The organism is Glycomyces buryatensis (assembly GCF_004912275.1).
In the GTDB taxonomy this organism is placed as follows: Bacteria; Actinomycetota; Actinomycetes; order Mycobacteriales; family Micromonosporaceae; genus Glycomyces; species Glycomyces buryatensis.
Map to the genome: position 1 here is coordinate 95,083 of NZ_STGY01000056.1, position 26,885 is coordinate 121,967.

Annotated in this window: 34 protein-coding genes and 2 tRNA genes; 5 read left to right on the forward strand and 31 right to left on the reverse strand. The window is 66.2% G+C overall.

The features are described from left to right. Positions 1 to 49 precede the first annotated feature (49 nt). The 19 genes from FAB82_RS14990 to FAB82_RS15080 form a co-directional block, all read right to left on the reverse strand. Positions 50 to 1,591 carry a hypothetical protein gene (locus FAB82_RS14990; protein WP_136535345.1) on the reverse strand — a complete coding sequence of 514 codons (1,542 nt, stop codon included), beginning with the start codon at positions 1,589 to 1,591 and terminating at the stop codon, positions 50 to 52. A 9-nt stretch (positions 1,592 to 1,600) separates the two neighbouring features. Further along, the gene (locus FAB82_RS14995; protein ID WP_136535346.1) at positions 1,601 to 1,990 is read right to left on the reverse strand and encodes a hypothetical protein; all 390 of its coding nucleotides are present in this window, start codon (positions 1,988 to 1,990) and stop codon (positions 1,601 to 1,603) included. Positions 1,991 to 2,050: 60 nt separating this feature from the next. Beyond that, entirely contained in the window at positions 2,051 to 2,653 is a 603-nt protein-coding gene (locus FAB82_RS15000) for a hypothetical protein (protein ID WP_136535347.1), read from the reverse strand. 114 nt (positions 2,654 to 2,767) lie between these two features. Then, the gene (locus tag FAB82_RS15005) at positions 2,768 to 4,081 is read right to left on the reverse strand and encodes a DUF2637 domain-containing protein (protein WP_136535348.1); all 1,314 of its coding nucleotides are present in this window, start codon (positions 4,079 to 4,081) and stop codon (positions 2,768 to 2,770) included. A gap of 24 nt (positions 4,082 to 4,105) precedes the next feature. After that, positions 4,106 to 4,912, reverse strand: a complete 807-nt coding sequence (locus tag FAB82_RS15010; RefSeq protein ID WP_136535349.1) for a DUF6397 family protein — start codon at positions 4,910 to 4,912, stop codon at positions 4,106 to 4,108. Then, a complete protein-coding gene (locus FAB82_RS15015) occupies positions 4,909 to 5,319 on the reverse strand; it encodes a hypothetical protein (RefSeq protein ID WP_136535350.1) in 411 nt (136 codons plus the stop codon). Before FAB82_RS15015 ends, FAB82_RS15010 begins: the two co-directional genes overlap by 4 nt. Next, positions 5,319 to 5,681, reverse strand: a complete 363-nt coding sequence (locus tag FAB82_RS15020; protein WP_136535351.1) for a hypothetical protein — start codon at positions 5,679 to 5,681, stop codon at positions 5,319 to 5,321. Before FAB82_RS15020 ends, FAB82_RS15015 begins: the two co-directional genes overlap by 1 nt. Then, on the reverse strand, positions 5,678 to 5,857 hold the full coding sequence (locus tag FAB82_RS15025) for a hypothetical protein (protein ID WP_136535352.1): 180 nt from the start codon (positions 5,855 to 5,857) through the stop codon (positions 5,678 to 5,680). The genes FAB82_RS15020 and FAB82_RS15025 overlap by 4 nt, the downstream gene beginning before the upstream one ends. Positions 5,858 to 5,864: 7 nt before the next feature. Further along, positions 5,865 to 6,302 (reverse strand): ASCH domain-containing protein, encoded by a 438-nt coding sequence (locus FAB82_RS15030; protein ID WP_136535353.1) that lies wholly within the window; start codon positions 6,300 to 6,302, stop codon positions 5,865 to 5,867. Next, positions 6,303 to 6,890, reverse strand: a complete 588-nt coding sequence (locus FAB82_RS15035; protein ID WP_211116612.1) for a hypothetical protein — start codon at positions 6,888 to 6,890, stop codon at positions 6,303 to 6,305. It abuts the gene before it with no gap. Then, the gene (locus FAB82_RS15040) at positions 6,887 to 7,093 is read right to left on the reverse strand and encodes a hypothetical protein (RefSeq protein WP_136535354.1); all 207 of its coding nucleotides are present in this window, start codon (positions 7,091 to 7,093) and stop codon (positions 6,887 to 6,889) included. The genes FAB82_RS15035 and FAB82_RS15040 overlap by 4 nt, the downstream gene beginning before the upstream one ends. 1 nt (position 7,094) lies before the next feature. Continuing rightward, the gene (locus tag FAB82_RS15045) at positions 7,095 to 7,775 is read right to left on the reverse strand and encodes a GGDEF domain-containing protein (protein ID WP_246039666.1); all 681 of its coding nucleotides are present in this window, start codon (positions 7,773 to 7,775) and stop codon (positions 7,095 to 7,097) included. Further along, a complete protein-coding gene (locus tag FAB82_RS15050; RefSeq protein ID WP_136535356.1) occupies positions 7,775 to 8,074 on the reverse strand; it encodes a hypothetical protein in 300 nt (99 codons plus the stop codon). The genes FAB82_RS15045 and FAB82_RS15050 overlap by 1 nt, the downstream gene beginning before the upstream one ends. Before the next feature lie 41 nt (positions 8,075 to 8,115). Then, the gene (locus FAB82_RS15055; RefSeq protein ID WP_136535357.1) at positions 8,116 to 8,313 is read right to left on the reverse strand and encodes a hypothetical protein; all 198 of its coding nucleotides are present in this window, start codon (positions 8,311 to 8,313) and stop codon (positions 8,116 to 8,118) included. Then, complete coding sequence (locus tag FAB82_RS15060; RefSeq protein ID WP_136535358.1) at positions 8,306 to 8,677, reverse strand: hypothetical protein; 372 nt, start codon at positions 8,675 to 8,677, stop codon at positions 8,306 to 8,308. Before FAB82_RS15060 ends, FAB82_RS15055 begins: the two co-directional genes overlap by 8 nt. Beyond that, complete coding sequence (locus FAB82_RS15065) at positions 8,674 to 9,138, reverse strand: hypothetical protein (protein WP_136535359.1); 465 nt, start codon at positions 9,136 to 9,138, stop codon at positions 8,674 to 8,676. Before FAB82_RS15065 ends, FAB82_RS15060 begins: the two co-directional genes overlap by 4 nt. Further along, positions 9,138 to 9,620: a helix-turn-helix domain-containing protein gene (locus FAB82_RS15070; RefSeq protein ID WP_136535360.1), complete on the reverse strand. Its 483-nt coding sequence runs from the start codon at positions 9,618 to 9,620 to the stop codon at positions 9,138 to 9,140. The genes FAB82_RS15065 and FAB82_RS15070 overlap by 1 nt, the downstream gene beginning before the upstream one ends. An 85-nt stretch (positions 9,621 to 9,705) precedes the next feature. Next, complete coding sequence (locus FAB82_RS15075) at positions 9,706 to 10,152, reverse strand: hypothetical protein (protein ID WP_136535361.1); 447 nt, start codon at positions 10,150 to 10,152, stop codon at positions 9,706 to 9,708. Continuing rightward, positions 10,149 to 10,394, reverse strand: coding sequence for a helix-turn-helix domain-containing protein (locus FAB82_RS15080; protein WP_136535362.1), 246 nt, complete (start codon positions 10,392 to 10,394; stop codon positions 10,149 to 10,151). Before FAB82_RS15080 ends, FAB82_RS15075 begins: the two co-directional genes overlap by 4 nt. Positions 10,395 to 11,029: 635 nt before the next feature. Between FAB82_RS15080 and FAB82_RS15085 the strand changes: the two genes are divergently transcribed. The 5 genes from FAB82_RS15085 to FAB82_RS15105 all read left to right on the forward strand — a co-directional run bounded on the left by FAB82_RS15085 (position 11,030) and on the right by FAB82_RS15105 (position 14,661). Beyond that, positions 11,030 to 11,779: a GntR family transcriptional regulator gene (locus FAB82_RS15085; protein WP_168801610.1), complete on the forward strand. Its 750-nt coding sequence runs from the start codon at positions 11,030 to 11,032 to the stop codon at positions 11,777 to 11,779. 65 nt (positions 11,780 to 11,844) lie between these two features. Then, complete coding sequence (locus FAB82_RS15090) at positions 11,845 to 12,327, forward strand: NUDIX domain-containing protein (RefSeq protein WP_136535464.1); 483 nt, start codon at positions 11,845 to 11,847, stop codon at positions 12,325 to 12,327. A gap of 516 nt (positions 12,328 to 12,843) precedes the next feature. Further along, positions 12,844 to 13,605 (forward strand): GntR family transcriptional regulator, encoded by a 762-nt coding sequence (locus FAB82_RS15095; protein ID WP_136535364.1) that lies wholly within the window; start codon positions 12,844 to 12,846, stop codon positions 13,603 to 13,605. 4 nt (positions 13,606 to 13,609) lie between these two features. Continuing rightward, positions 13,610 to 14,440: a phosphoribosylaminoimidazolesuccinocarboxamide synthase gene (locus FAB82_RS15100; protein ID WP_136535365.1), complete on the forward strand. Its 831-nt coding sequence runs from the start codon at positions 13,610 to 13,612 to the stop codon at positions 14,438 to 14,440. Then, positions 14,440 to 14,661, forward strand: a complete 222-nt coding sequence (locus FAB82_RS15105; protein WP_136535366.1) for a hypothetical protein — start codon at positions 14,440 to 14,442, stop codon at positions 14,659 to 14,661. The genes FAB82_RS15100 and FAB82_RS15105 overlap by 1 nt, the downstream gene beginning before the upstream one ends. A 460-nt stretch (positions 14,662 to 15,121) precedes the next feature. On the opposite strand, the gene FAB82_RS15110 is transcribed toward FAB82_RS15105, so the two are convergent. From FAB82_RS15110 to gnd, 12 genes are all read right to left on the reverse strand, one after another. Next, entirely contained in the window at positions 15,122 to 15,574 is a 453-nt protein-coding gene (locus FAB82_RS15110; RefSeq protein ID WP_136535367.1) for a DUF5615 family PIN-like protein, read from the reverse strand. Between the two features lie 2 nt (positions 15,575 to 15,576). Continuing rightward, positions 15,577 to 16,278, reverse strand: a complete 702-nt coding sequence (locus FAB82_RS15115) for a DUF433 domain-containing protein (RefSeq protein ID WP_211116613.1) — start codon at positions 16,276 to 16,278, stop codon at positions 15,577 to 15,579. Between the two features lie 111 nt (positions 16,279 to 16,389). Next, positions 16,390 to 17,982: a tyrosine-type recombinase/integrase gene (locus FAB82_RS15120; RefSeq protein ID WP_168801611.1), complete on the reverse strand. Its 1,593-nt coding sequence runs from the start codon at positions 17,980 to 17,982 to the stop codon at positions 16,390 to 16,392. 101 nt (positions 17,983 to 18,083) lie between these two features. Further along, a tRNA-Ala gene (locus FAB82_RS15125) sits at positions 18,084 to 18,156 on the reverse strand. Positions 18,157 to 18,256: 100 nt separating this feature from the next. Then, positions 18,257 to 18,388: a DLW-39 family protein gene (locus tag FAB82_RS27550; protein ID WP_211116614.1), complete on the reverse strand. Its 132-nt coding sequence runs from the start codon at positions 18,386 to 18,388 to the stop codon at positions 18,257 to 18,259. Between the two features lie 152 nt (positions 18,389 to 18,540). Then, positions 18,541 to 18,617, reverse strand: a tRNA-Ile gene (locus FAB82_RS15130). 232 nt (positions 18,618 to 18,849) lie between these two features. Beyond that, complete coding sequence (locus tag FAB82_RS28900) at positions 18,850 to 19,539, reverse strand: DUF3566 domain-containing protein (RefSeq protein WP_136535369.1); 690 nt, start codon at positions 19,537 to 19,539, stop codon at positions 18,850 to 18,852. Next, positions 19,540 to 22,038 carry a DNA gyrase subunit A gene (gene gyrA, locus FAB82_RS15140; RefSeq protein ID WP_136535370.1) on the reverse strand — a complete coding sequence of 833 codons (2,499 nt, stop codon included), beginning with the start codon at positions 22,036 to 22,038 and terminating at the stop codon, positions 19,540 to 19,542. It lies immediately after the preceding gene. Between the two features lie 47 nt (positions 22,039 to 22,085). Beyond that, positions 22,086 to 24,044 (reverse strand): DNA topoisomerase (ATP-hydrolyzing) subunit B, encoded by a 1,959-nt coding sequence (gene gyrB / locus FAB82_RS15145; protein ID WP_136535371.1) that lies wholly within the window; start codon positions 24,042 to 24,044, stop codon positions 22,086 to 22,088. 339 nt (positions 24,045 to 24,383) lie between these two features. Further along, positions 24,384 to 24,860, reverse strand: coding sequence for a DciA family protein (locus FAB82_RS15150; RefSeq protein ID WP_136535372.1), 477 nt, complete (start codon positions 24,858 to 24,860; stop codon positions 24,384 to 24,386). Further along, the gene (gene recF, locus FAB82_RS15155) at positions 24,850 to 25,929 is read right to left on the reverse strand and encodes a DNA replication/repair protein RecF (protein ID WP_425461588.1); all 1,080 of its coding nucleotides are present in this window, start codon (positions 25,927 to 25,929) and stop codon (positions 24,850 to 24,852) included. Before recF ends, FAB82_RS15150 begins: the two co-directional genes overlap by 11 nt. 80 nt (positions 25,930 to 26,009) lie before the next feature. Continuing rightward, a complete protein-coding gene (gene gnd / locus FAB82_RS15160) occupies positions 26,010 to 26,885 on the reverse strand; it encodes a phosphogluconate dehydrogenase (NAD(+)-dependent, decarboxylating) (protein ID WP_136535374.1) in 876 nt (291 codons plus the stop codon).

The window sequence follows — 26,885 nt, forward strand, 5'->3', positions numbered from 1 at the left end:
TTCGATGGTTGGGGGCGGCAGGGCCACCGGCCCTGCCGCCGTTGGGTGATTACCCGCCGAGCAGGTATTCCTTGTTACCGGCCGACGGAGCCGCGCGGAGGGCGTCGGCCACGGACTGGTGACGGCCGATCTCGGCCGCAAATTCGTTGAAGGCGGTCCTCGCAGCGCTCAGGCCCTCCAGCGCTCGGTGCAGCGCTGAGATGGGCTCGTTGTCAACCCCGGCGTCTAGAAGAGAAGCTCTCGACTGGTCGACGGCGACCATCGCGTTGGTGATCTGCTCCATCATTTCGGCGCTGAAGCGCAGAGCGGCGGGGAGAGTGGGGACCTCGCCTGAGGTGTTCGACATGGATTCCTCCTGGATGTTGTTGTTGATCGGTTCGTTGTCGGACGGGTTCTGGTCAGAGGTAGCTGCGGGCTGCTCCTGTTGGGCCTGTTCGTGATCGAGCAATTCGTCCCAGGCAAAGCCGGGCCATTTCCAGTCCTCTGGTGCGCCGTCGGGCCGTTCGGGTATGGCGACGCCGCGGTTCAGCAGCCACTGGGTTCGGATCTTGCGTTCGTCCTCGGCGTCGTCGCCGGAGGCTTGTTTGCGGATGAGGTCGGCCCACAGCCGGTCCTTCGGCTCGCCGCCGACGTCCTCCAGCAGCTGCGCGTAGGCGCGCGGCGGCGCGGACTTGTAGGCATGGGAGTAGCCGTAGGAGTCGTCGTAGGCGTTGCGCGCCATGTCCCGGGCATGGTCGAGCAGTTTCTCCTGCCGCTGCCCGGGAGTAACCCACTCGCCAAGGTCAGGCTTGATCGACTGGCTCGGCAGCACGTGGTCGGTCAGCAGCCACAGGATGTCGGCGTCGGTCGCGCCGTAGTGCTCGCGCAGGTACTCGTGCTCGGATTCTCGTTCGAGCAGGTGCGGGTTTCGGGCCCCGCTGAACGCCGACAGTGGATTGGTCCGCGCAGGCTCCGACACGGCTCCGAACGGAGTCCAGTTCATTTCCGTGTCCTCGGCCGCGTGGTTCTCGGCGGCTGTGCCGCCCTCCCACTCGGGCATGGTCGGGACCTCGATTTCGAAGCCGGTGACCGGTTCTGGCCCGTCATCGACGGTGGCGGGTGGCACCTCCGGCTCGGGTTCGCGGCTTCGGGGGATCGAGTCGAAGGCGTCGGCGACGGTGTCGCCCGACTTGGTCTCCAACTCCGCATCGATCACGACGGGCGCGCCGAGCGTGTCCTGGTCGGTGACCTGTTCTTCCGAGTCCGGTTTGGACTTGGTTGGCTCGACCTGGTCGGCGGTCGGGCCGTGGCGGTCGATCGCCTTGGCCCAGCCCGCAATCCACTTCGACGCCAGCCACGCCCGCAGCCCGGGCCGGTAGCCGTACTCGTCGATGGTCTTGCGCCGCCGGGCCGCGGCGGACTCCCACGCTTCGTCCATGTAGAGGCCGAAGCCGCGGCGGTTGCCGTTGGCGCGGTCCTCGCGGCGGGCGGCGAGCTTTTTCATCCGGGCTGTCTCGGTGCCCTTGACGGCATGGATGCTGTCGGTAACGCGCATGCCGACCGCGTGGGTGAACACGGTGGTGATGGCGGCGATGACAATGAGTTCGATCATTGCTACCCCTTAACCCAGCGCCGTCAGCGTGCCGAAGACGATGCCGAACATGGGGGCGACCAGCGGCGAGAAGGCGATGCTGGTCCAGTGGACCCAGCCCTTCCCCCCAGCGGACTCGGCCCCGGCCGGCTCCAGGTTGTTGGGGATCATCACCAGGGTCCAGAACAGGACGATCCCCAGGGCGATCGCCCACCCGGCGGAAGCGCCGAGCAGGGCGCCCGATCCCATGGAGGACAGCTCGACCAGCCAGGCGCCGATCTTGCCCAGCCATTCCCCGGCGATGCCGCCGGCGACGCCGAGACCGAACAGGAACAAGAAGACGTACTGGGCTTTCGGGTGGACTTTGAACAGCGCGAGCACCGCCCAGGTGATCAGGCTGCCGGTTGCGATGAATTCCATGAGTCGTACCTCGTTTCGGTGTAGTCGATTGCGGTGGAAAGGGTTCGATGCGGAAGTGGTCTAGAACGCGACAAGGAGCACCAGGCCCCACAGGCCAGCCACCAGGCCGACGGTGGCGGCGCGGCCGGGCCGCTGGAAGATCCAGGCGATGACGTAGGCGAGCGCCGAGACCGGGACGGCCACGAGACGGTTGTAGGCGCGCCCGGCCTTTCGGGCCTTGCCGTCCCCGGCGCACCAGGGCGCGGTGTCGGCGTAGGCGATGACCTCGTCGAGCGAGGCCGGACGCTCGGTCCGCCAGTTCGGCGGCACCCAGATCGCCCGCACCCCGGCGAGCCGGTCGGCCATCGAAGGACCAGTCGCGGCCACCTCGACTGGGGCTTCCTCGGCTGCCGCCGCCTCGCTCGTCTCCGCAAGTTCGGGGACGGGCGGGGCCGCGGCGGAGTCTGCACTCGCGGGGGCCGGATCGGGTGCAGAGTGCAGCGTCTCGCCAGTGGCATCGCCCGCCTGACCTGCGTTCGATTCGGGCACGACGTGCAGATGCCGCTGCAGAGTGCAGGGTGCAGGCTCGGTGTCCCTAGCCGGGACTGCCGGGCTCTGAGTGGGCGATTCGGCGTCCGCGGGCACGTCCTCGAACGGGCTCCACGGCGCTGCTTCAGCGGTCATGTCGGTTCTCCTTTCGAGGTTCGGCGGCGAGCGGATCTGGCAGATCCGCTCGCCGCCGATGGATTCGGGCTAGTGACTGCCGGGTGCGTCCCGTGCCTCGCCTGCGCCCGGCCATTACTTGCCGTTTCGTTTCTTCAGATCGGCGACGAAGGTGTGCGCGGTCGACGGGGCGCACTCGGCGCGGTCGGCGAGGTCGCGAACGGTCGGGTTCGGCACGCCTTCGGCGCGGAACGCGGCGAGCGCCTCGCCGAGCCGAACACTCGCCGAACGGCCGTCCTTGCTTGTTCGGCCGTTCGTGTTCGGTCCGGTCTTCTTCGGCTGCGGCCGAACAGGGGCCCCGGGCTTGTTCGGTGTCCGGTGTTCGGTGGTTCTGGAATCGCGAACAGGGTTGCGGCCCGAGCCGTCGGCAGGGGCCGAACGCCGGTCGGACAACGTTCGGCGAACAGTTTTCTCGCGCCCTCGTCCCGATGCGCCAGACTTGCCGATGTCGTGTTCGCTCGCGGCGGTGAGGACTTCGGCGACGGTGATTTTCCGCTGTCGGTAGCGGACCCGCAGCTCCGGTTTGGCACCGCGGACCGAACCGAACTCGGCCTTCATGACCGCCTTGGCCAGTTGGCGTTCCTCCTCGCGCTTCAACGCGTCCTCGTAGGAGTCGATGGCCCAGAGCTGCATCGCCCGCCACAGAATGAATGTGGCGATCGGGGCGCAGGCCCAGCGGATGAGCGGGACGGTGCGGGTGGTCGTGGCCTCTTCCTTGGCTTTGAGCTTCATGATCCGGGCGATGGCCTCGGTGAACACCACCCACAGGCTTGGCAGGACCGCGTGGGCGATCTGCGCTTCGAGCGCGGTGTAGGCGGTGACGTTGAGGTAGATCGTCGCTATGGTCAAACCCCAAGGCACGTAACGCAGCCAGGGGATCCGTTTGCCGCGGCGGGCGAGGAAGATGTCCAAGAGCGTGAAGGTGATGATGCCCAGGTCGATCCCGGTGGGAAACAGCCAGGCGTAACCCTCGGGGGACCAGCTTCGCGCTTTCTCTTCCACGGTGAGGAAGGACACTGCGAACCCGGCGACGCCGAGCGCGCCGGCGAGGAACCAGATCGGCACCAGGGCGCCCCACTCGACCATCCACGCGGCCAGGGCGTCCCACCATCGCTGTTCGCCCGGCGGCTTGGTCTTGTGTTCGCGATGCTTTGTTCGGCGGGTGTTCGCCACCTCGGCTTCGGTCTGTTCGGTCGGTGTCCGGTGTTCGGCTGTGGCGTGTTCGGTCTCGTGTCCGGTGTTCGGTCCTGGCTCGGTTCGCCCCTGACGGGGGTGCCCGGTGACGGTCGTGTTCGGTGTTCGGTCGCACTCGCACATCGCGTCCGGTCGGTCGCAGCGGGGGCACCATTCGAGGATCGGTTCGTTGTCGTCGGTGTCGGTTGTGGGCATGGTCGGTCGCCTCCTTCCGGAGCGTTAGTCGGTGTCGGTCGGTTCGGTGTAGGTCGTCAGAGCGGCCAGGGCCGAGCGGCGCCCTTTGCCGGTGGCGCGGACTGCGGCCCAGTCGATGTCGCGGTGTTTGGTTTCGAGTTCGGTCAGGTCGCTGGCGCGGTAGAGGGCGACGGCGGTGCCGAACCGCGTTTGGTAGGTGCGGACCGGGACGACGCGTTCGGCCCGTACGAGGTGGTCGAAGTCGGCCCGGCGGATGCCGAGTACGGCGGCGGCCTCGTCGCCGTGGAGTTCACGGCCGCTCTCGCCTGCGCGAGTAGCGGCTGCTGCGTCGTCGAAGGATTCGAGGCTGTAGCCCGAGTAGAGGAGGTGGTCCTTGTAGTCCCCGGCGGTATCGATCAGGCCCTGGCGGGCCAGTTCGGTCACGGCCTCGGGCGAGACCTCGCAGCCGAGCTTGGCGGTGAGGTACTCGCCCGCCTTGCAGGCGCCGACGTCGGGCACGGTGCCGACGTGTGCGAGGACCTCGCCGATCCGATCGGCCATCGCGGTGAGCGTCTCGCGATTCCACTGCCGGGGGTAATAGTTGACCGGGGCCGCCCAGGGAAGCGCTTGGGCCCGGTCGATCTGGAACCGTTCCAGCGCCAGGAAGTCCCCGGCCTGGAGCGGCCCGAGCCGGGCCAGGTCGCGTTCGGCGATTGCCATTGCCGCGCGGGCGGCGTATTCGGTCAGGTTGCGTTCGGGCATCCACGGCACCCGCCACGCCCCGGTGTCACTGCGGAGGGCGACGTGCCCGCCAGCCTCGGCGACCATCCGGTCGTCCTCGATGCGGATCACCGGGCCGCCTCCAAAACCCCGGAAGCCTTGGTGATTGCGTCCTGCAGAACCTGACCGGATTCAGTGGACCCGAACGTGTACTTCGCGCATGTGGTGCGCACCCGGACGGTGAAGTCGCCTAGGCGTATGCGGGTCTCGAAGTCGCCGAACCGCTCGTTGAACGTCCCGTCGCCGTACCGCACGGTCAGGCGACCGAACGCCACCAGGTCTTGGCGATCGCTGATGTACAAGGTCGCCTCGAAGTCGGCGTCATCGTCGTAGTCGGTCAGGTACCAGGTCAGGTCTAGGGCGGCGAAGTCGGCCTTGCGGACGGCGCTCACTTCCTTGCGGAGTTCGCGCTTGATAACGGCACTGGCGGCGATCAGAGCGAGACCGTGGATGCGCTGTGCTGCTTTGCTTTTGCCCATCAGCGCACCTCCGGCTTTCCGCTCGCTTGGGCGATGGCGTCCAGGAGCGCGGTGAGGTTCGTCTGGTCGAGGCTGAGTGCGAGGGAGCCGAGGTCGACGTCGAGCTTCCCGGCCAGCGACAGGGCCGCTTCGGCGATGGACTGCTCGGCGCCCGAGAACGGTGCGCGGCGGATCTGGCGTTTCATCGCGTCGAAGTCGAAATGCAGCCAGGGATCGGTCTTGATGAACCGGTCGATCCAGATGTGTGCGATCAGGTTCGACTCGTCGAGCAACTGCAGGGCGGCCATGGTGCGCAGGTCGCCCTTGGCCCAGGCGTGGAGGTCGTCGACGTAGATCACGTCGGTTTCGGAGGTGGACTTCATCGAGTGGCCTCCACAGTGACGGTGAGGTCGAAGCGGGGGTCGGGGCCGACGATCGTGACCTTCCCGGAGGCGTCGGATTTGATGGTTATGCCGCGGTGGGTGTGGTGGGTGTTCGGGGGCACGACGAAGGTGGTGTGGTCGATGATGACGGTGGAGCCGTCGATGTGGATTTTCAAAGCGCTCTTACTCCTTGCAGTCGAGGGCCGCCTCAATGGCGGCAGTGAGGTCGGGGTCGGGGGTCCACAGCCCGAGTTGGCCTCTGGCGGGGACCGGTTCGGCGAGGGGACGGACATCGGCGAGGACCCAGTGCCAGATGTCGCCGCCCATCTCGCCCCAGGACTTGCAGGCGGCCGTGTTGCACGCCGAAGGCCAACCCGCGGCGTGGCAGTCGACCAGATCGGCGACCGCCACGACCGCGCCCAAGACGAGGTTGTCTTTGCGGGGGATGAGGATGGGGCCGAAGGTCTTGCGGGCCCATTCCCATTCGGCGACGGCGAGCGTCTTACCCGCGTGGACGGCGACGGGCCCGGTGTAGTTGGTGCGGCGGACACGGTTTTCGATCGTCTTGCCGCCACGGGCGATCAAGTCCGGCCACGGCGGTCGGACGGTGAAGGCGCGCATCTAGACCTCCACCTCCTGGCGGACGGGCGTGGCGACCGCGGGCGAGACCGGTGCGACCTGTTCGGCCAGGCGCCCCGAGCGCTGTTCGGCGCGGGCCACCTTGTAGCCGAGGAACGCGGTCACCGTGACCGCCAGGAGCGCGGTCAGTGCCAAGCGGTCGGTGCCGCCGGCGATGATGAGCGCGGCCCAGACCAGATATCCGGCGTGCCACGACTGGTCGAGCAGGTAGGCGCCGTTCATGCCGAAAGACTTGAGACGGTAGAAGTCCTGCTTGCCGAGCGCGTTCGCGATGCGCCGCAGCGGCTCGCGCCGATCGGCGATGTAGTGGCTGACCGCCGAGACGCCCAGGCCGATCGCGGTCGGGACGGGCTCGGTGCTCAGGTCCAGGTACAGGTGCGCGAGCCCCAAACCGATGACGGCGGTGGCGGTGTAGGTCGCGACGTGCTTGACGCACGCGAGACGACCGATCCAGCCCGGCAGTCCCTTGGCGTCCGAGTCGGCCTGATGCTGGATCCAGTGGTCACCCACCGCGTGAGCCGCTCCCAAAATGGCGCTCACGGCCGCGAAAACAGCGATGGTCTCGTTCACCGGCCCTCACCACCCGCGTGTTCGCTCACGGCGGCGGCGAGGGTCTCGGCTTGGTCCTCATCGAGTTCGAGGAGCTGCTCGACGAGCTTGGAGCCGGACCGTTCGCCCAGGCCGGGAAGCCCGGCGTGGGCGGGGCCGATGGTGCCGGTCGGCAGACCGGCGTCCTCGAGTGCGAGCAGCGCCCGCTGATAGACAGTGGACAAGTTAGGCCACCTCCACCTGGTGGACGGGCACGTCGGTGCGGGCGGGGAGGTCGCGGGTGCGCAACGCCGGCCGGTCGGCCGTGGCGTGGTCGTCGGCATAGGGGTCGAAGACGCACAAGATGCCGTCGCCGGTGGCCTTGTTGCGGTACATCGCCGCATCCGCCCGCCGCATCGCCTCGGAGAGATCGCCGTCGAATCGCGCCGCGCCCATGGCGATGCGCGACCAGACGGTATCCCCGCCGGGGGCCTGCTCGGTGATCGCGACCACCGGCGCACGCCGGGCCCGCAGCGCCTCGAAGACTCTCGAGGTGGCCAGGAGTGCGAACTCGTCGCCGCCGAGGCGGGCGACCAGAGCACCCGGGGCCGCCGCGCTCAGCGCGGCGGCCGCGTCGGCAATGAGCTCGTCGCCGGCCTCGTGCCCGTAGACGTCGTTGACCTGCTTGAGGCCGTTACAATCGGCGAGGATCACATACAGGTCCTGGGCGCCGCCGGTCGAGTTGGTCCTTGCCCCGGCGGCCCTTTCCCACCCCCTCCGATTCAGCAGCCCGGTCAGGGCGTCGGTGTGCGCTTCGCGTTCGGCCCGGCCAAGCAGCCGGTGTGCCGTAACCCAGGCGGTCAGACCGACCGCGGACGAGGAGACGGCAACGCCGGCGGCGAAGCCGGTGATCATCGCTGGGTCCATCACCGCACCTCCTTCTTCGCATCGTCACCCTCGAGCGCGGTCTCGACGTCGTTGAGCATGCGGGCGTAGAAGTCGCGCAGTTCCCGCTGGAAGTAGTTGCTCATCCGCCTGCGCAGCGCGTTCTTGAGGTGACCGGTGCCCTCGGCGGAGTGGACCAGGCGGCAGCCGTCCTCATAGGCGTCGAGCTTGTGGCGGTTGATGGTGTGTTCGGCTGAGTAGTAGCCCGTCTCGTTCATGCGCTTAGCCGCTTCAGTGGCCCGTGCGCCCCACATGGCGTAGAGGTCGGTCTTGATGCTCAAGGCAGGAGTTCCTTTCGAATTTGGTTGCTGGACTGGGTGATTCACATTTCGGCGGCCAGGCGGGTGCCGTCGAACTTCAGATAGACGCGGACATCGCCGCTGCCGCCCCTGGTGGGGTAGGGCGGCGAGACGTTCAGCAGGATCGGCGGATCATCCTCAACCGCCTCCTCGCGCATGGACTCGACGACCGCCATGACCTCGGCGGATCGGCCCGTCAGGCGCATCTGCAACTCAGCCACGAGCGGCCACCGCCTTCCGGCGGGCGGCATCGACAACGTCGATCGCGGTCTGGACGCTCATGCCGTACAACGGCACCCACACCCGGACCTCGGTCCCGGCGAGGTAGACCCGGCACTCGAACTCGCCGGCCGCGTGCGTGTCGCGCTCGGCGGGAGCGAGCTGGTAGTGGCCGGCCATGTTCGCCCAGGCCGCGAACGCGACCAGAGACTCAGGCCCGGGCGCGAACCGGATCGGCGAGGGAAGTGCGTTGAACCCGCCAGCCCTGGTGTGCCCGAACACGAGCCGCGGCATCTGCGCGGCCTCGCCGTAGAGCACCGAGTTCGCCGACCCGGGCACCGCGTTGAGCCGATCGAGCAGTCTCATCGAGGTTCACCGCCTTCGCGGAAGAACAGCTCGACCTCGTCGACACGCCCGACCTCGGTCAGATCCAGCCAGTCCTCGTCGCGCCCGTCGAGGGGCTTGACGCCGATGAGGACCTTCCGGCCGGTTTCGCCGACGCGGCCGCCCTCGTCGAGGGTCCAGGCGAACAGTTCGCCGTGGCCGAGCACGAAGACCGTGCCCTGCTTCGGCGCCTGTTTCCTCCAGTGCTCGCGCATTTTCTTGGCGGCCTCGGTGCGAGGAGGGCGTCCCGGCCGGTAGGGGACAGTGACGATGGCGCGCAGTTCGCCGACCTTGCCGACCGGGGCCTTGGCGAAGTCGACGGCGGTGCGCTCGTCGAACGTCCCCGGCCCGGGAACCAGGAAGACCGAGCCCCACCGGTCGCTGTGCCGCTCCCACGAGGTGTGCCCGACACGACCTCGGCCGAGCGTGATGTCCCTGCCCATCAGCCGTTCACCGCCTCAAGGTTCTGGGCGGCGACCTGGCGCAGGAGGAAGAACTCCTGGACGTCGACCAGAGTCTGGGTTTCGACCGCCTCGCGTTCGAGGTCGAGCAGGAACTCAGCGGAGATGAACCGGACTTTGCCGAGCACAGCGCCGGGGAAGGCGCCGGAGTCGATCAAAGCGGTCAGGTGCCGCCGGTCGATCCGCAGCAGCTTCGCGGCCTCCTGGAGTCGCAGGAAGGTCTTGTCGCCGAACGGCTCAGGCGGTTCGACAGGCATGCCTCGCAGCTGGGCATCGATCGCCCGCAGGGCTGAGGCCGGAACCCGCCAGGACTGGGTGGAGAGCCGGATGCCGCCGAGTCCACCGCTCTCAAGGCGTCGGCGAACCTCCGATTCGCTGAGCGGCACGAAGGCCGGGACCTCGGACACTTTGTAGTACCGCTCGGTCATTGCCGACAGCGGTTTGGAGGCGAGGGCCATGGTCATACTTGTCTCCCTTCAGGGTTGGACCGGCCGGGGAAGGCCGATTGGGTGGCGGCGGTCAGTGCCGCCAAGGCATCGATCGGGAGATTCACGCGGCCGCGATGCTCAGTACCGGTGGCGGCCGCTCGCTTCGCTCGGCGAGGGCACGATCGACGATGCTTTTCGAGACGCTGAGGCGTAGGGCGATCTCGGAGCGTTTGAGCCCCTGGTCGCGCAGCTTGCGTACGGCCATGTCTCGTTCAGTCGGAGTCAGGTTCGGTGCGGGCGCCTCGCCGTTCATGGCTCGGTCGACCGCGACCTGGTCGACCAGTTTGGGGTCAAATGCCGGCGGATGCTGTGGCAGTTGCACGTCGGCGGCGAGGAGCGCGTCGGCGCGGATCACCGCCTCCCAGCATCTGCCGCAGGCGACCTTGTTCTTGCCGCTGCGGTAGAGCGGATGCTCGGTCTTGCAGCGGCGGGTCGCGGCTTCGGCGAGCGGATGCGTATAGCTGAAGTGCGGAGCGTGCGGACGGGAGATTCGGCGGGGGCGGCTCATGATGCGGCCACCGCCGAGGTGCCCAGGCGCCGAATTTCGGCGGTCAGGTCGATGACGATCTCGTATTCGGCGTCGGTGTCGTCGAGGCCGCCGGTGATCCAGTTCCGGTACGTCGCATAGTCGATGTCGAGGAACTTCATGATCTTCGACGGGAGGATTCCCCGAGCGCGCATACGCAGCGCCTTGATGGCGGTAGCGGCATCACCCTTCAAGTCGAGGTTCTCGGTGTTGACAGACTGCAAAGGAATTTCCTTTCGGTTGCGCCGCAATGAGTGCGGCATGGTGAACGACCGGCGCGGTTCGCGCTGCCGTGAAACGAAAATGGGGAAGGTCTGTGAGGTGCGGCGGAGCGGGGCTCGACGCCGCGAAGGGGCTGAATCGTGTTCAGGGGCGGGGGCGCGGACTGGTCCGCGCCCCCGCGGCCTGGGTGCGCCCGTCGGACGTTGAGAACGACGACGGGCCGGTGGTGTCTCGCCAGTGTTTGCGGCGAGAGTGCGCTGTGTCCCTCCGCTCAGGGTTGGTCCCGGTCTCGAGGAGGCCCGTTATTCCCCAGTCAGGGAATGGGCCCGTGGCTCCCGGTGAGGGAGTGGTCGTCCTTGCTTGCCGGGACGTTCCGGCCACGGCGCGATCTGCGCGGCGACGGGAACAGTTCAAACACCCTGTTGAGTTCTCAAACAACGCACCCCGCTGTCAGACCGCAATTGGCCCTCCAACGAACTTCCAGAGCTGGTGACCGTTTGGACAGAAACCCAGGAAGCGATTTGGTTGGTTCATGGTAGGCATACCATGAAGCTACCGTCAACCTACCAATGGAAGTTTTTTGGTAGGTCCTCATGGAAGGGCTATGGTTGGGTGCTGGTCCGGATTAGGGGGAGGCATGGCTAAACCACCAACCAAGGCTGAGACGGTCGCCAATGCTCTTGGCGCGCTGATTCTCAAGGGCACCTACAAAGCAGGAGACTGGCTTCCAGCCGAACGCGAGCTGGCAGACCAGTACGAGGTCGATCGCTCGACGGTGCGCAGAGCGGTGCGGATGCTCGCAGAGCAAGAACTGGTCGTCATCAAGTCCGGGGTCGGCGCGCAGGTCAGGGCAGGCGAAACTCTTCAACGAGATGCGGCTGATGTGACCCGCCAGGTGGGCGACTGGCGAGGAGTGCACGTCTCCATCACTCAGTCCGGAAGGGAACCCTTCACGGAGACCAAAGTGTCTGAGGCGGTCGCTGATGCTCGCCTCGCGCGATGGCTTGGGGTCACCACAGGAGCGCCTCTAGTTGAGCGCGCACGACTTCAAGGTGTCGTCGGCGACCCGCCATTCCAGATTTCGACTACGTGGATTCCGCCTGAGACGATGGCGGAGTTTCCGGCCCTCATGCAGGTCAACACCGGTCCCGGTGGCATCTACTCTCGATTCGAGGAGAAGGGGCACGACCTCATGTTCGAAGAATCCGTCACCTGCCGGCTCCCGAGAGCCCACGAACAAGAAGTTCTGGAGATCGAGGCGAGCCAGCCAGTCCTCACGACCTGGCGACGGTGCTACGACCAGCGGGAACGAATCATGGAGGTCACGAACAAGATCATCGTCGGTGAGCGACATGATGTGATCTACCGCTTTGGAGGACGGCCGTGACCATCGCAGACCGGGATCCCGACATCAAACAAGTGGCGAGCAAAGTCGCATATCAGAACCCCTACATGACCCTCAGGGAAGATGAGATCGAGAGGCGTGACGGTTCGAGAGGCATCTACTCGGTCGTCGAGAAGCCCGACTTCGCGCTCATCGTTCCTGAGGAGTCGGATGGGTTCTGGCTGGTCGAACAGTTCCGTTACCCTGTTGGCGCTCGAAGCTGGGAGTTCCCGCAGGGAACGTTTCCACAGGGCAAGACCGGCACGGCAGAAGCTCTTGCTACTGCGGAACTGGCCGAGGAGACCGGCATAGCTGCTGGCCAGCTTGAGAAGATCGGGTTTCTTTACTGCGCAAAGGGAATGAGCAGCCAAGGATTCCACATCTTCGTGGCAACCGAGCTTCAGCACGGCACTCCAAACCGGGAGACCGAGGAACAAGACATGATCCACAAGTGGTTCAGCCGAGCCGACGTCGAAACGATGATCAAAGCCGGCGAAATCACGGATGACTCCACGATCGCGGCCTACGCGTTGGTGATGCTGAGCAACTGAACTGGGAACAGCTTGTTCCAGAACCTGCTTGGGGCCTGACATCCGTGACGGATGTCAGGCCCCATTCTCTTGCCCGCGAGTGCGGGCGGGTGGCGCTGTGTCCCCAGCGCTGTGGGCGTCCCGGATCGAGGAGGCCCGTAGCTCTTGTTCGAGCGGGCGACCTTGCACACCGGGCCGTATTCCTGCCCCCACGCGGCACGTCGACCGGCGGGACAGGAACCACAAACACCCTGTTGAGATCTCAAACAACACGCTTCGTCGTCGAGTCGCGAGCGACTGTTCGACAGAGCGAATGCCTTGGGCTGCTTCACACACCGGTGGCGTTTGCCGCAGCACCTGACATTCAGAGCCGCCTTGTACGTCAAGGCGTGTAGTGCTACACACGACTGTATCGTGTAGTACTACGCATGTCAACCTGGGGTCCAAATCACCCGCCTGCCTGCGAAGATGCTTGCGAGTTCACGGCAAGCTATTGTGTAGTAGTACACGGTGTACCACGGAGTTAGGAGGACTGCGGTGTCGCCGAAAGTTCAACGCACGAAAGCGGCCTACGAGCAGATCTACGAAGACCTGCGCGACAAGATCGCCAATGACGATCTGGCTGTCGGCGACAAGGTGCCCTCGGCACGGCAGCTCGCCGACGATTGGGATGTGCAGCCCAACACCGCTATGAAGGCGTTGACCGTGCTGCGGCGCGAGGGGCTCACCGAGACGATCCTTGGGAAGGGAACCTTCGTCCGCGACCAACAGGCTCACAGGACCGCCCAGGACCGGCTTCGCTCGATCCGCAGTTCAGGGCGGATTTACCCCGACAACGAATACGCGCGCATCCTCGAAACCGAGCTGGTGCCTGCGCCGGAACCGGTCGCGGTAGCCCTAGGGCTCGAGACCGGATCCCCGGTGATCCGTCGTCTGCGCGTGACGATCAATCGGGAATCTGAGACGCCGGTCTCCGTGTCGACAAGCTGGTTCAACGGAAGCCTCGCCACCACTTCTCCAGACCTGCTCGTGGCGGAGCGACTTCCGGAAGGAACGCCCGCGTATATCGAGCGCACCACCAACCGGCGTATCACCGCGGGCCGTGACCAGTCCGCGGCTTCGGCCGCCGCCGAGCGCGACGCCGAACTGCTTCAGGTCGAGGTCGGCTCGCCGATTAAACGAGGCCGGAACTGGTTGACCGACGCGGAGGGCGACGTCGTCGAGTACGGCGAGTCCGTGAGTGTTGCCGACCGCTGGTCGACCTACAGCTACGAGATCCACTCCGAGACAGAGGACTGAGATTGTGCAACTACTTCACTCCGGCAAGGTAAGGGATGTCTACGAGGACCGCGGCGACATCATCCTCGTCGCCTCCGACAAGGTCTCCGTCTACGACGTCGTCCTCCCGACCCCGATCCCCGAGAAGGGGAAGTTCCTGACCGCGTTGAGCTTGTGGTGGTTCAACCAACTCGCCGACCTCGTACCCAACCACGTCATCTCGGCTGACGACGTCCCTGCCGAATTCGCGGGACGTGCGATCCGCTGCAAGAAGTTGGAGATGCTGCCGGTCGAGTGCATCGCCCGCGGCTACCTGGCCGGCCTCGGTCTGCGCGAGTACACGCGCGATGGGGCGATCTCCGGCGTGCAGCTCCCCGAGGGACTGCTTGAAGGTTCCAAGCTGCCCGAGCCGGTTTTCACCCCGACGACGAAGGCCACTGAAGGCCACGACGAGTTCATCACCTTCGACGACGTCGCCAAGTCCATTGGATCCGATACCGCCGACCGACTCAAGGAACTGACCATCGAGGTCTACAGCCGCGGCGCCGAGATCGCCGCCGAGCGCGGCATCATCATCGCCGATACCAAGTTCGAGTTCGGCTTCGACGCAGACGGCGCCCTGGTCCTCGGCGACGAGATATTGACGTCGGACTCCTCCAGGTTCTGGCCTGCCGACGAGTGGGAGCCCGGGCGGCCGCAGTACGCCTTCGACAAGCAGTTCGTGCGCGACTGGGCGTCCTCGACCGGATGGAACAAGCAAGCGCCGGCACCCGAGGTCCCCGACGAGATCGTCGAGGCGACGAGGGCGCGTTACCGTGAGGCCTACGAGCGCATCACCGGGGAGACGTGGAAGTAATGGCAGAACCGCAGAAGATCAACGAGCACGAGGTCATCGAGAAGATCAAGCAGTTGCTGGTCGACGAGGGGCTCGATCCCCAGGTGGTCAGCTACCACGACGTCTCGGTGGGGGTCAATCGAATGCTTCGCGGTCTCGGCATCGAGACCTACCTCGACATCACCAACACCATCGACCGGTCCTGGCCTTCGAAGCGCGAAGAGACCGACAGTCCCTGGTAGCCCCGTTCCTCGGCCTTTTGGGGCCTGACATCCGTGACGGATGTCAGGCCCCATTCTCTTGCCCGCGAGATCGGTCGACGTGTCCACCCGAAGACCGATCGTACGATGATCTACCTGGCATGCAACCCCGTCGACATGACCGAGGTCTATGTCGGTGACGAACTCGAACAGCTAGTCATCGTTCGCTGACAAGGGTTGGAATCTGCCAGATATCGGGCAAACCCTGGTATCAGCAGGGAGATTGTGACTGTAGTACCGACTGTCGTCGAGATTGAATTTCACGGTCTTGCCACATTCGGGACAAGTTCTTTTTTCGAAATTTGGCGCTGCGAGGATCACGGGGTCTGAGCCGGAGGTCGCTTGGGAGACACCCTTGACAGCTGGTTTGAGGTCGTTCTGTAGCGCGATCAATCGATCGTTGGCAAAGAATTTTCGAACAGGTTTGGGTCGGGGCGACATCTCATACATCCTTCGAGGAAGGCCAGAATGCGGGTGGGTCGGTTCGGGGATTGATGATTTTCAGACGCTCGCGGCTTCCAGGATTGACCGCTCGCAGCTGGATCATGAGCTGTCCGGCAGCCTGTTCGAGCTCCTTCACCGCGAGTGGCAGCGCCGCAGAGACGGTCCCGATGGCGAGGCCGAGACCCTCCAACCCGGGGTGCTTCTGCCGGTACTCGATCCTATGGAGACCGGACTTGGCGATAGCCTCCACTTCGAGCTGGCGTTTCATCTGCTTGACGTCGTTGGTCACGACCGCTTGATAGCCGTGCTCCGCCGCACGCGGGTAGAGGTCCAGATCCTTCGTGCCCGACCAGGACTTGTCGATTACGTGATCGCACTGGTGATTGCGCATGAATGCGCGGATCGCCTCGACCAGCTGCCTCGGGACGTTCTCATCGAAAAGCAGCTGCAACGCTAAGCCACCGCATGGAGGAGTGGTCGGCTCGCCTCGGTGTAGGAATCGACGTACTCAGCGAAGTCGAGCGCGTCATTTGCAGCGTCGGCGGAGACCGAGGGGTAGTAGTCCCGGATCTCGGCAGAGGGGACGCCGTCGCGCATGAGGCCAGCGACGTCCTCGAACGGTACTCGGGTGCCTTCGATAACCGGCTCTCCACCGCGGATGCCCGTGTCGATGATCATGTGCGGGCGTGGTCGCAGAAGGTCAGGAACTTGGCGGCCCTGGTGGTAGTAGGGCTTGAGGATGTCGACGACCTCGACGATGACCTGCTGCCCTGGACGCCTAAGGAGATCGGTTCCGCGATCGTGTTCGACGAGGTAGATGGTGCTGGCATCGCCGACGAGGGTGTACCGGGACAGATGGTCCATTTCCCCGGAGTCGCGCAGCTTGTTCAGCGCCTTGCGGATTTTCTGCAGTGAGAACTGCTCCCGCAGCGAAACGAAGGTCCGCAACGCGATCAGGTCCCGGAAGGAGTACAGGATGGGCCGTTCTTCGGAGATCTCAGGCTGCAACAGCGGCTTGGATTCACCGCGGGGGCGACGCCAGTAGGCTAGCTGGCGCATCGTCGCGCCGGTGAGAGCAGCGGCGAGCTTTGGTTCATATGTCATTTGCTTCGCCACTTCCTTTCTGGCGTTTGTTTCGATGTCCGCATTGACCATGGTATGCGATGAAGGGGGGATCCGCGCATCCTCCAAAGGGATGATGAAGCTCTTCGGAGAACAGTGTTCGCACTGGTACAACCCGCAGCGGACTGGCACGTGGGCGTTCCGTTAGAGAAGGATCTTCTTGAGATGCGAATCGACGTCGTCAACCACGCACGCGGGGACTCCGCGGGCCGCCCGGACGAGGCCGTCGTCGATCAGCAACTGCAGTGCACGGTGGGCAGTCGACGGCGCGACTTCGTAGCGCTCTGCGAGGGCCTTCTGGGGCGGGAGACGGTCGCCGGAGGCGATGATCCCCGCGCGAATGGCGCCGAGCAGGTCTCGAGCAATGTGTTCGTAGGGTTCAGTAGGTTCTTCGGGGACCACAGGCGCGGGCTCGGCGGTGAGCATCTGCCTGGCGGCCGCGGGAATGGACGGCATCCGCATGCCGGTGAGGTCGGCCGCCCGCTGGGCGGACTCACTGCGGTGCGCGGCGTACACACGGAGCGTCGTGGTACCGCCGCCACCATGACCGAGGATGCCGGCGACGGTCCGGACGTCGACTCCGGCGGCGATGAGCTCAGTCGCGGCAAAGTGGCGGGTCTCCTTGAGGGTGGCTTTGATGCCGAGGCGGTCCCGGAGGCGGCCGAAGCGCTGGGTGAGCGTCGATGGTCGGTGCCAGCTGGCGCAGTCAGGGTCGGGGGAGAAGATTCGTCCGTTCGGGGCGATCGTGGCCCCCAGTGCTTCGGCTTGACGCTCCCGATGGTTCCGGTAGGCGCGCAGCAGTTGGATGTCGAATTCGGTGAGCGCGACGCGTCGCTTGCGGTGGGTCTTGGTGTCCTTCTCCCGCATTTGTCCATCGTCGGACTCGCTGATGGCGGTCTCGATGCGAAGCACTCCGACGTCGAGGTCGAGCCGGTCCCAACTCCAAGCGCATATCTCGCCTCTGCGTGCTCCGGTGCGCACCGCCATCCATATCAGCAGGCCCCATTCGGGGTCACTGTGCCAAGCGGCGTTGATCAGTCGGCCGATCTCCTCCGAGGTGGGCGGGTTCGGGTCGGGGGGTGGTGCTGCGGGCGGGTCGGCGAGGGCGATGGGGTTGACGGCCAGCCACTTCCAGCGGACGGCTCTGGTCAGTGCCCCCGAGAGGACAGTATGGATACGCCGGACCGTGTCGTCGGCCAGGGGGCGGCATTGGTGGGCTTTGCAGCGATCGTCGCACTCGTGGAGAAGAGCAGTGCGGTGATCGACCAAACGCTCGCCGCGGCGGCAGTGCCGGCGGCAGCGCAGCAATTCGCCGTAGAAGCTGTCGAAGATTTCGGCGTCGAGGTCGGCGATCTTCACGTCGCCGATGATCGGCCGGATGTGGTTTCGGGCCCGGGCCTTGTCGTCTTCGATGGTCTCGGGCTCGACCTTGCGCTTGCGTTGCGCGGGTGGGAGTTCGAGGTACTTGTCGAGAAGTTCGTTCACGGTCGCGTTAGTGCGGGGGTGGCGTCGCGCGTCAACTTGGGCGATGAAGCCCTGCTTGATCTGTTCGGCGCGCTTCCATGCCTCGCGTCGCGTCTTTACAGCGGCGTTCTTCGGCACTTGCACAGTCTCGGTGAGGTTGTTCCGCGCGCCGGTGCGCTTGTCGGTCCCCGCGTAGACGGTCACTCTCAGTGATCCGCTGGGGAGTTCTTCGATGGAGCCGCGGTCGCGGATCGGCTTGAATTTCTCGGTCATGTGGAACGACCTTAAGCAGGTTCGTTCCATATTCCGTACCACGGAAACCGGCCGGTCCCGGAAACGAACATTCCCCAGGCCACCGACCTGGGGAAATGATGTGGAGCCAAGGGGAATCGAACCCCTAACCTCCGCCTTGCAAAGGCGGCGCTCTGCCAATTGAGCTATGGCCCCCGGTCACACCACGTATGGCGTGAACCGTACGAGTATCCCCGCCGCTGTCATACCTGCAGCGAGGATACCCGGGGCGCAGTGAGCTGGCTAACGCTCAGCGCTAGCGCACATCCTCCGCGGAGGTCGTGGCCTCGTGCCACAGGGTGCGCTCGTCGTTGATCGCCTTGACCTTCTTGGCGACCACGACGGCGACGGTCGCCACTCCGGCGACGATCAACAGTTTCTTCCACATGGACCCAGGCCCCCTACTAGCAGAGATTGCCGCGTATAGCAATGCCTCGTCCGGCACCGCACGATGCGACTCAGCATAGCGAACACGCCTTGGATGAAGCCGCCGGGCGTTCCGGGGAATGAAAAAACCCGCCGGCTTGCGGCGGGTTTGTGTGGTGGGCGTACCAAGACTCGAACTTGGGACCTCGGAGTTATCAGCTCCGCGCTCTAACCACCTGAGCTATACGCCCGATATTTGATTGGTGTTGCCGCATCGGCAACGCTGAGAAAGGTTACCCCACCAGGGGAAGGAACCCTCCTCCGGCCCCCTGGGATAAGGGACGGCCGTCACTGCCGCCGCGAGCGGCGCGAGGGCCAGAGTACGGGCGCGAGGACCAGGCGTCGAGCGTGTTTCGGGGTCGGTGGAATGCACCACGGGCCCGCACCGAGGTGGTGCGGGCCCGTGGGTCGTCTATCCAATCGCTAGTCGCGCTCGGCGAGGGTGACCTCGATGCCGCCGACCAGGTCGGCGCACACGTTGTAGATGAAGGAACCGAGCGTGGCGAGCGCGGTGAACAGGACCATGTTGACGACACCGAGCAGCGCGGCGGCGCCGATGACGCCCTTCGCGGTGATCCGGATGTTTTCGGTCTGGGCCGCGGCATTGTCGCCGTTGGTGCCCATGAGCATCGTCAGCATGTCGTTGACGGTGTCGAAGACGCCCATCGCGTCGAGCGCGATGTACAGCACCGTGGTCGCGACGACCATGACGATGAACAACACGATCGAGACCGCGAACGAGAACTTCATGACCGACCACGGGTCGACCCGCTTGAGCCGGAGCCTGGCCCGGCGCGGACCGCGCGCCGCGGCCTGCGAGACGGCCGCCCTGGCCGCACGGACCGCGTCGGCGACCCGGGCGGAGCTGGCGACGCCCGCGTTCTGCTGCGGCTGGGCCGGGCCCTGCTGCACCTGGCTGATCGCCTCCGGCGTCACCGGCGGCGGGGTCATCCCCGGCGGCCGGCGGATCGTCAACGTCTTGTCCTGCTCGGCCGCGGACATGGCCGAAGCCGAGGCGCCCCCGTCCGCCTTCGGCTGCTCGACCGGATCGGGCGTCGGTTCGACGCCCTCTTTCCGGTCGGTCTCCGCAGCGGTCGCCTTCGCGTCGGTCATCTACTCGTCCTGTCCCTCATCGGGTTCCTCGGCACTCTGGGTGATGGCGAGCAGCGTCACTTCGTCGGGCAGGTCGATCAGCTTGACACCCATCGTGTTTCGGTCCGTGGTCTGGCGGACCGGCTTCACCGGAGTCCTGATGACGCCCCCTTCCGAGGTGATCGCGAACAGCTCGTCGTCCGGCGTCACAGACAGCGCCCCCACCAGGTCGCCGCGCCGTTCGGTGATCTTAGCCGTCAGGACGCCCTTGCCTCCGCGGCCTTGCTGCGGGTACGCGTCCACCGGAGTCCGTTTCGCATATCCGCGGCTGGTCGCCACGAGGATGTCCATATTATCGCTCAGGACGATCATCGTGAGCAATTCGTCGTCCCCGACGAAGCGCATCCCGATCACACCGCTGGTCGCGCGCCCCATTGGACGGAGCGATTCGTCGGACGCCTGGAACCGGATCGCCTGGGCCTTGCGGGAAACCAGGAGCAGGTCGTCGTCCGGCTCGATCAGGGCCGCACCGACGAGCTCGTCGCCGTCGCGCAGGTTGATGCCGACAATGCCGCCGGTGCGCGGCGAGTCGAAGTCCGGCAGGCGGCTCTTCTTGACCAGGCCGTCGCGGGTGGCCAGCACCAGGTACGGCGCTGCCTCATAGGACTCGAGCTGGATGACCTGGGCGATCGTCTCGTCCGGCTGGAACGCCAGGACGTTCGCCACGTGCTGGCCGCGGGCGGTGCGGCTGGCCTCGGGCAGCTCGTAGGCCTTGGCCCGGTAGACGCGGCCCTTGTTGGTGAAGAACAGGATCCAGTCGTGCGTGGTGGTCACGAAGAAGTGGCTGACGATGTCGTCCTGCTTCAGCTGCGCGCCCTGGACGCCCTTCCCGCCCCGCTTCTGCGAGCGGAACGAGTCGGTCTTGGTGCGCTTGACGTAACCGCCGTGCGTGATAGTGACCACAATGTCTTCGCGGGCGATCAGGTCCTCCATGGACACCTCGCCGGCGTCGGGCAGGATCTGCGTGCGTCGCTCGTCGCCCCAGCGGGCGACCACGGCCGCCAGCTCGTCGCGGACGATCGCCCTCACCCGCTCGGGCTTGGCGAGGATGTCCTCGAGGTCGGCGATGCGCGTCTCGATCTCGATCAGCTCGTCGATGATCCGCTGCCGCTCCAGGGCCGCCAGGCGCCGCAGCTGCATGTCGAGGATCGCCGTCGCCTGGATCTCGTCGACGTCGAGCAGGGTCATCAGGCCCTGCTTCGACTCTTCGGCCGAGGGCGCGCGACGGATGAGTGCGATTGTCTCGTCCAGCAGGTCGAGCGCCTTGCCGAGGCCGCGCAGGATGTGGGCCCGCTCCTCGGCCTTGCGCAGGCGGTACTGGGTGCGCCGCTGGATCACTTCGATCTGGTGCGCCACGTAGTAGCGGACCATCTGCGCGATGTTCAGCGTGCGCGGCACCCCGTCGACCAGGGAGAGCATGTTCGCGCCGAACGTCTCCTGGAGCTGGGTGTGCTTGTACAGGTTGTTGAGCACGACCTTCGGGACCGAGTCGCGCTTGAGCACGATGACCAGGCGCATGCCGGTGCGGCCGGAGGACTCGTCGCGGATGTCGGCGATGCCCGTCAGCTTGCCGTCCTTGACGAGGTCGGCCACGCGCTCGGCCAGGTTGTCCGGGTTGACCTGGTAGGGCAGCTCGGTGACGACCAGGCAGGCGCGGCCCTTGGAGTCCTCTTCGACCTCCACGACGGCGCGCATCTTGATCGAGCCGCGGCCGGTCCGGTAGGCCTCCTCGATGGCGGCGCGGCCCAGGACCGTGGCACCGGTGGGGAAGTCCGGGCCGGTGATGATGCCCAGGATCGCCTCCAGGGCCTCTTCCTCGGTGGACTCGGGGTTGTCGAGGCACCAGTTGACGGCCGCGGCGACCTCGCGCAGGTTGTGCGGCGGGATCTTGGTGGCCATGCCGACCGCGATGCCCTCGGAGCCGTTCATGAGGAGGTTCGGAATCCGCGAGGGCAGGATCGTGGGCTCGGTGGTCTTGCCGTCGTAGTTCGGCTCGAAGTCCACCGACTCCTCGTCGATGTCCCGCAGCATCTCCATCGCGAGCGGGTCGAGCCGGCTCTCGGTGTAACGCATGGCGGCGGCCGGGTCGTTGCCCGGGGAGCCGAAGTTGCCCTGGCCGTCGATGAGCGGGTACCGCAGGCTCCACGGCTGGGCCATGCGGACCAGGGAGTCGTAGATGGCCGAGTCGCCGTGCGGGTGGTACTGACCCATGACGTCGCCGATGACGCGGGAGCACTTGACGTAGCCCCGGTCGGAGCGGTAGCCGCCGTCGTACATCCCGTAGAGGATCTTGCGGTGGACCGGCTTGAGCCCGTCGCGCACGTCCGGCAGGGCGCGCCCCACGATGACGCTCATCGCGTAGTCGAGGTAGGAGCGCGACATCTCAACTTCGATGCCGACCGGGTCGATGCGGCCGTGGCCCTCCGGGATTTCCAGCTGGTCTTGGTTGTTCTCAGGCACCAGTGCTTCCTTGCTCTGTCAGACGGATGTGAAAGGTCGCATAGCCACTAGATGTCCAGGAATCGGACGTCCTTGGCATTCTCCTGGATGAAGCGGCGGCGGCTCTCCACGTCCTCACCCATCAGGACGCTGAAGAGCTCGTCCGCGGTTGCCGCGTCGTCGAGCTGAACTTGGAGAAGGTTGCGGCTGGAGGGATCCATGGTGGTCTCCCACAGCTCGGTGTAGTTCATCTCACCGAGACCTTTGTAGCGCTGCACGCCGTCCGAGCGGCGCGGGTCGGACTTGCCTGAGGCGACGCCCGCCTCGATGATCTGGTCGCGCTCGGAGTCCGAGTACGCGTAGTCGACCAGGTCGCCCTTCTTGTTCCACTTGATCTTGTACAGCGGCGGCTGGCTCATGTAGACGTGGCCGAGCTCGACCAGCGGCCGCATGAAGCGGAACAGCAGCGTCAGCAGCAGGGTGTTGATGTGGTGGCCGTCGACGTCGGCGTCGGACATCAGGATGACCTTGTGGTACCTGAGCTTCTCGATGTCGAATTCCTCGTGGATACCGGTGCCCAGGGCGGTGATCATGCCCTGGACCTCGTTGTTCTTGAGGATCTTGTCCAGGCGCGCCTTCTCGACGTTGAGGATCTTGCCGCGGATGGGCATGATCGCCTGGGTGCGGGGGTTGCGCCCCTGCTTGGCCGAACCGCCGGCCGAGTCGCCCTCGACCACGAACATCTCGCACTCGCTCGGGTTGGTCGACTGGCAGTCGGCCAGCTTGCCGGGCATCGAGGAGGTCTCCAGCAGGCTCTTGCGGCGGGCCAGCTTGCGGGCCTGCTGCGCGGCCCGGCGGGCGTTCGCCGCCGAGGAGGCCTTCTGGACGATGATCTTGGCTTCCTTGGGGTGGCGGTCGAGCCAGTCGGGCAGCCACTCGTTGCAGACGCGCTGCACGAAACCCTTGACCTCGGTGTTGCCGAGCTTGGTCTTGGTCTGGCCCTCGAACTGCGGCTCGCGCAGCTTGACGGAGATGATCGCGGCCAGGCCCTCGCGGATGTCGTCGCCCGAGAGGCGGTCCTTGTCCGAGCGCAGCAGCTTCTTATCGAAGCCGTACTTGTTGACCGCGTTGGTCAGCGCGGAGCGGAAGCCCTCTTCGTGGGTGCCGCCCTCGTGGGTGTTGATGGCGTTGGCGAAGGTGTAGACCGATTCCCCGTAGGACTCGTTCCACTGCATCGCGACCTCGAGGGCCTGCTCGGCCTCCTCGGCCTGGAACGAGACCACGGTGGGGTGGACCGGGGTCTTCGAGGCGTTGAGGTGGCGCACGAAGTCGGCGATGCCCTCGTCGTACTTGAAGGTGACCTCGCGGACGTTGCCTTCCTCGTCGAGGTGCTCCGTCCGCTCGTCGCGCAGGCTGATGGCGAGGCCCTTGTTCAGGAAGGCCATCTCCTGGAGGCGCCGGTAGATCGTCTTGTAGTCGAATTCGAGGGTCTCGAAGATGTCGCCGTCGGGCCAGAACGAGACGACGGTGCCGTGCTCGTCCGAGGGCTCGCCCTTCTCGAGCGGGCCGGGCTGGGCGTTCTTGTAGTGCTGGCGCCACACGAAGCCGTCGCGGCGGATCTCGACCGCCAGCTGGGTCGAGAGGGCGTTGACGACGGAGACGCCGACGCCGTGAAGGCCACCGGAGACGGCGTAGCTGTCGGAGTCGAACTTGCCGCCGGCGTGGAGCACGGTCAGCGCGACCTCGACACCCGGCTTCTTCAGCTTCGGGTGGAGGTCGACGGGGAAACCGCGGCCGTTGTCCTGGACGCGGATGCCGCCGTCGGAGAGGAGGGCGACGTGGATGTCGGTGCAGTGGCCGGCCATCGCCTCGTCGACGGAGTTGTCGACCACTTCCTGGAGGAGGTGGTGCAGGCCGCGCTCACCGGTCGAACCGATGTACATGCCCGGGCGCTTCCGGACGGCCTCAAGGCCTTCGAGGACCGTCAGCGAACTGGCGCTGTACTCGTCCTTCTGCTTCGCCGCCACCGGCAACTCCTTCTGTCGTCGTTCACGGTCAGTGAGAAAAAGCTAGTCCATGGGTGTGACATTTTCAGCCGTATGGACCGGGGCGCGCCCGGTGTCGGTTCCGGCCCGGCGGGCCGGTCCAGCGCCTGGAGGCGCGAAGCCGTCCGATCACAATGCGGCGGTCCGCGCTCGGCGCCGACCGCCTGGTCGAGTTCACGAACGGTGAAACCGCTCGCATGTCACCCTGTCAAGTCTACTGCGCGCGTGCCTCGAATTCGCTCTCTCAGCGGTGCGAAGTCGTCACAGTCGCATTGGGGGCCGAGGACATGAACCCCCCTACGGACCTAGGGGTGTGCGGCTTCAGAACGTGTCACGGGAGCCATTAAACCGTACTCGTCTCGGACCGAAGGAACGTGTCGGCTGTTTGGGTCCGACGATCTTCAGCCGTTTGACGACGCCGGGTCCGAGCGCGGCGGTGATCTTGCCGTAGATCTGGCCCGAGAGCAACCGCAGCTGGGTGGCCCAGGCGGTGGATTCGGCGACGACGAGCAGCTCGCCGTTCTCCAGCTGCTCGGGACGGCAGTGCCCGGCGATGTCGGGTCCGACGATCTCGGTCCAGCGGCCGAACACGGAGGCGTTGGAGACCTTGCGGGTCCAGCCGTTCTTGCGCACGACCTGGCCGAGCAGGTTCCCGAGGAGTTCGGGGTCCCGCTTGTCGGGGCCGGGGCCGGACCACTCCTTGCGGAAGCGCGGGTCGTCGCTCTTGCCGCGCCGCCGGGGACGGGGCCGGTAGTTGTATCCCCCTGAGCCGCTAGAGCCTGTGCCGCTATAGGACATGCCGGATCTCCCCTTCCCATACGTCGAAGCGCGCGCCGGTCAATCGGGTGGGGACGTCGGCGGCGACAGCGCAGGTGATGAGCGTCTGCGGAGCGGCCTCGGCGTACTCGGCGAGGCGCTCGCGCCGCGTCCCGTCGAGTTCGGCGAAGACGTCGTCGAGGATCAGGATGGGGGCGGTGCCGTCGGAGCGCAGGAGCTCGAAGGCGCCCAAGCGGAGTGCGAGCGCGACCGACCAGGTCTCGCCGTGGGAGGCGTAGCCCTTGACGGGGAGGTCCCCGAGGGTCAGCTCGACGTCGTCGCGGTGGGGGCCGACGAGCGTCGACCCGCGCTCGACCTCCTTGGCGCGGGCTCCGGCCAGCGCGACCGAGAGCCGCGCGGTGAGCACGCCCGAGTCGGCGGTGAGGTCGTCGCCGAGTTCGGAGGTGTAGACGAGGGTGACCTCCGAGCGGCCGTCGGCGATGCGGGAGTGGGCCTTGGCGACCGGTTCGGCCAGGTCGGCGGCGAGGGCGAGGCGCCCGGCGAGGAGTTCGCCGCCGTGTTCGGCGAGGTGGGCGTCCCAGGCGTCGAGGGTGGCGAGCTCGGCGGAGCCGGGTCCGCGGCCGCCGGTCTTCTTGGCGAGGTAGGCGGTGCGCAGGAGGGTGTTGCGCTGCTTGAGGACCCGGTCGTAGTCGGCCTTGACGCCGGCGAAGCGGGGGTAGCGGGCGCACAGCAGTTCGTCGAGGTAGCGGCGCCTGACGCTCGGTTCGCCGCGGATGAGGGCGAGGTCTTCGGGGGCGAAGGCGATGGCCTTGAGGGCGCCGATGATCTCGCGGGGCCGGGCCAGGGGGGTCTTGTTCAGGCGGGCCCGGTTCGACTTGCCGGGGACGATGGCGAGTTCGGCGAGGAGGCGGCGGGAGTCGTGGAGGATCTCGGCGCGGATGACGGCCTGCTCGCAGCCGGTGCGGACGAGGGGCGCGTCTGTGGAGACCCGGTGGGAGCGGAGATTCGCCAGGTAGATAAGGGCCTCGACCAGGTTGGTCTTGCCGTGTCCATTGGGGCCCACCAGGATCGAGGGCCCCTCGTCGAGCATGATTTGGGCGTGCGCGTAGGACCTGAAGTCCGTCAATTGCAGCTGTCGTACACGCACGCCTCTATGATGCCGCCTGCCGACTACTCGGGCTTCACCGCATGGCCACCGAACTGGTTTCGCAGCGCGGCGACGGCCTTCATGGCCGGGGAGTCGTCCTGGCGGGAGACGAACCGGGCGAAGAGCGACTCGGTGATCGCCGGCGCGGCGACACGGAGGCGGATGGCCTCCTCGACCGTCCAGCGGCCCTCGCCGGAGTCCTCGACGTAGCCCTTGATCTTGGCCAGTTCGGGGTCCTCGTCCAGGGCCCGGTCGAGCAGGTCGAGCAGCCAGGACCGGATGACGGTGCCCGAGCGCCAGGACTTGAAGACCTCGGGCACGTTGTCGACGTACTCGCTCGCCTCGAGCAGCTCGTAGCCCTCGGCGTAGGACTGCATCATGGCGTACTCGATGCCGTTGTGGACCATCTTGGCGTAGTGGCCGGCGCCGACACCGCCGGCGTGGACGAAGCCGAACTCGCCTTCGGGCTTGAGCACGTTGAAGATCGGCATGAGCCGTTCGACATCGGCCGCGGCGCCGCCGACCATGAGGGCGTAGCCCTCCTTGATGCCCCACACGCCGCCTGAGACGCCGGCGTCGACGTAGCCGATGCCGGACTCGGCGAGCAGCTTCGCGTTGACCTCGTCGTCGGTGAAGCGGGAGTTCCCGCCGTCGATGACGATGTCACCCTCGGACAGCAGGCCGCCCAGTTCGGCCACGGTGGACCGGGTCGGCTCGCCCGCGGGCACCATGACCCACACGGCCCGCGGGGTCTCGAGCGAGTCGACCAGTTCGGCCAGCGACCCGACGTCACTGGCGTCCGGGTTGCGGTCGTAGCCGACTACCTGGTGTCCAGCCTGTTCGAGCCGCAACTTCATGTTGCCGCCCATTTTGCCGAGCCCGATCATGCCGAGTTGCAT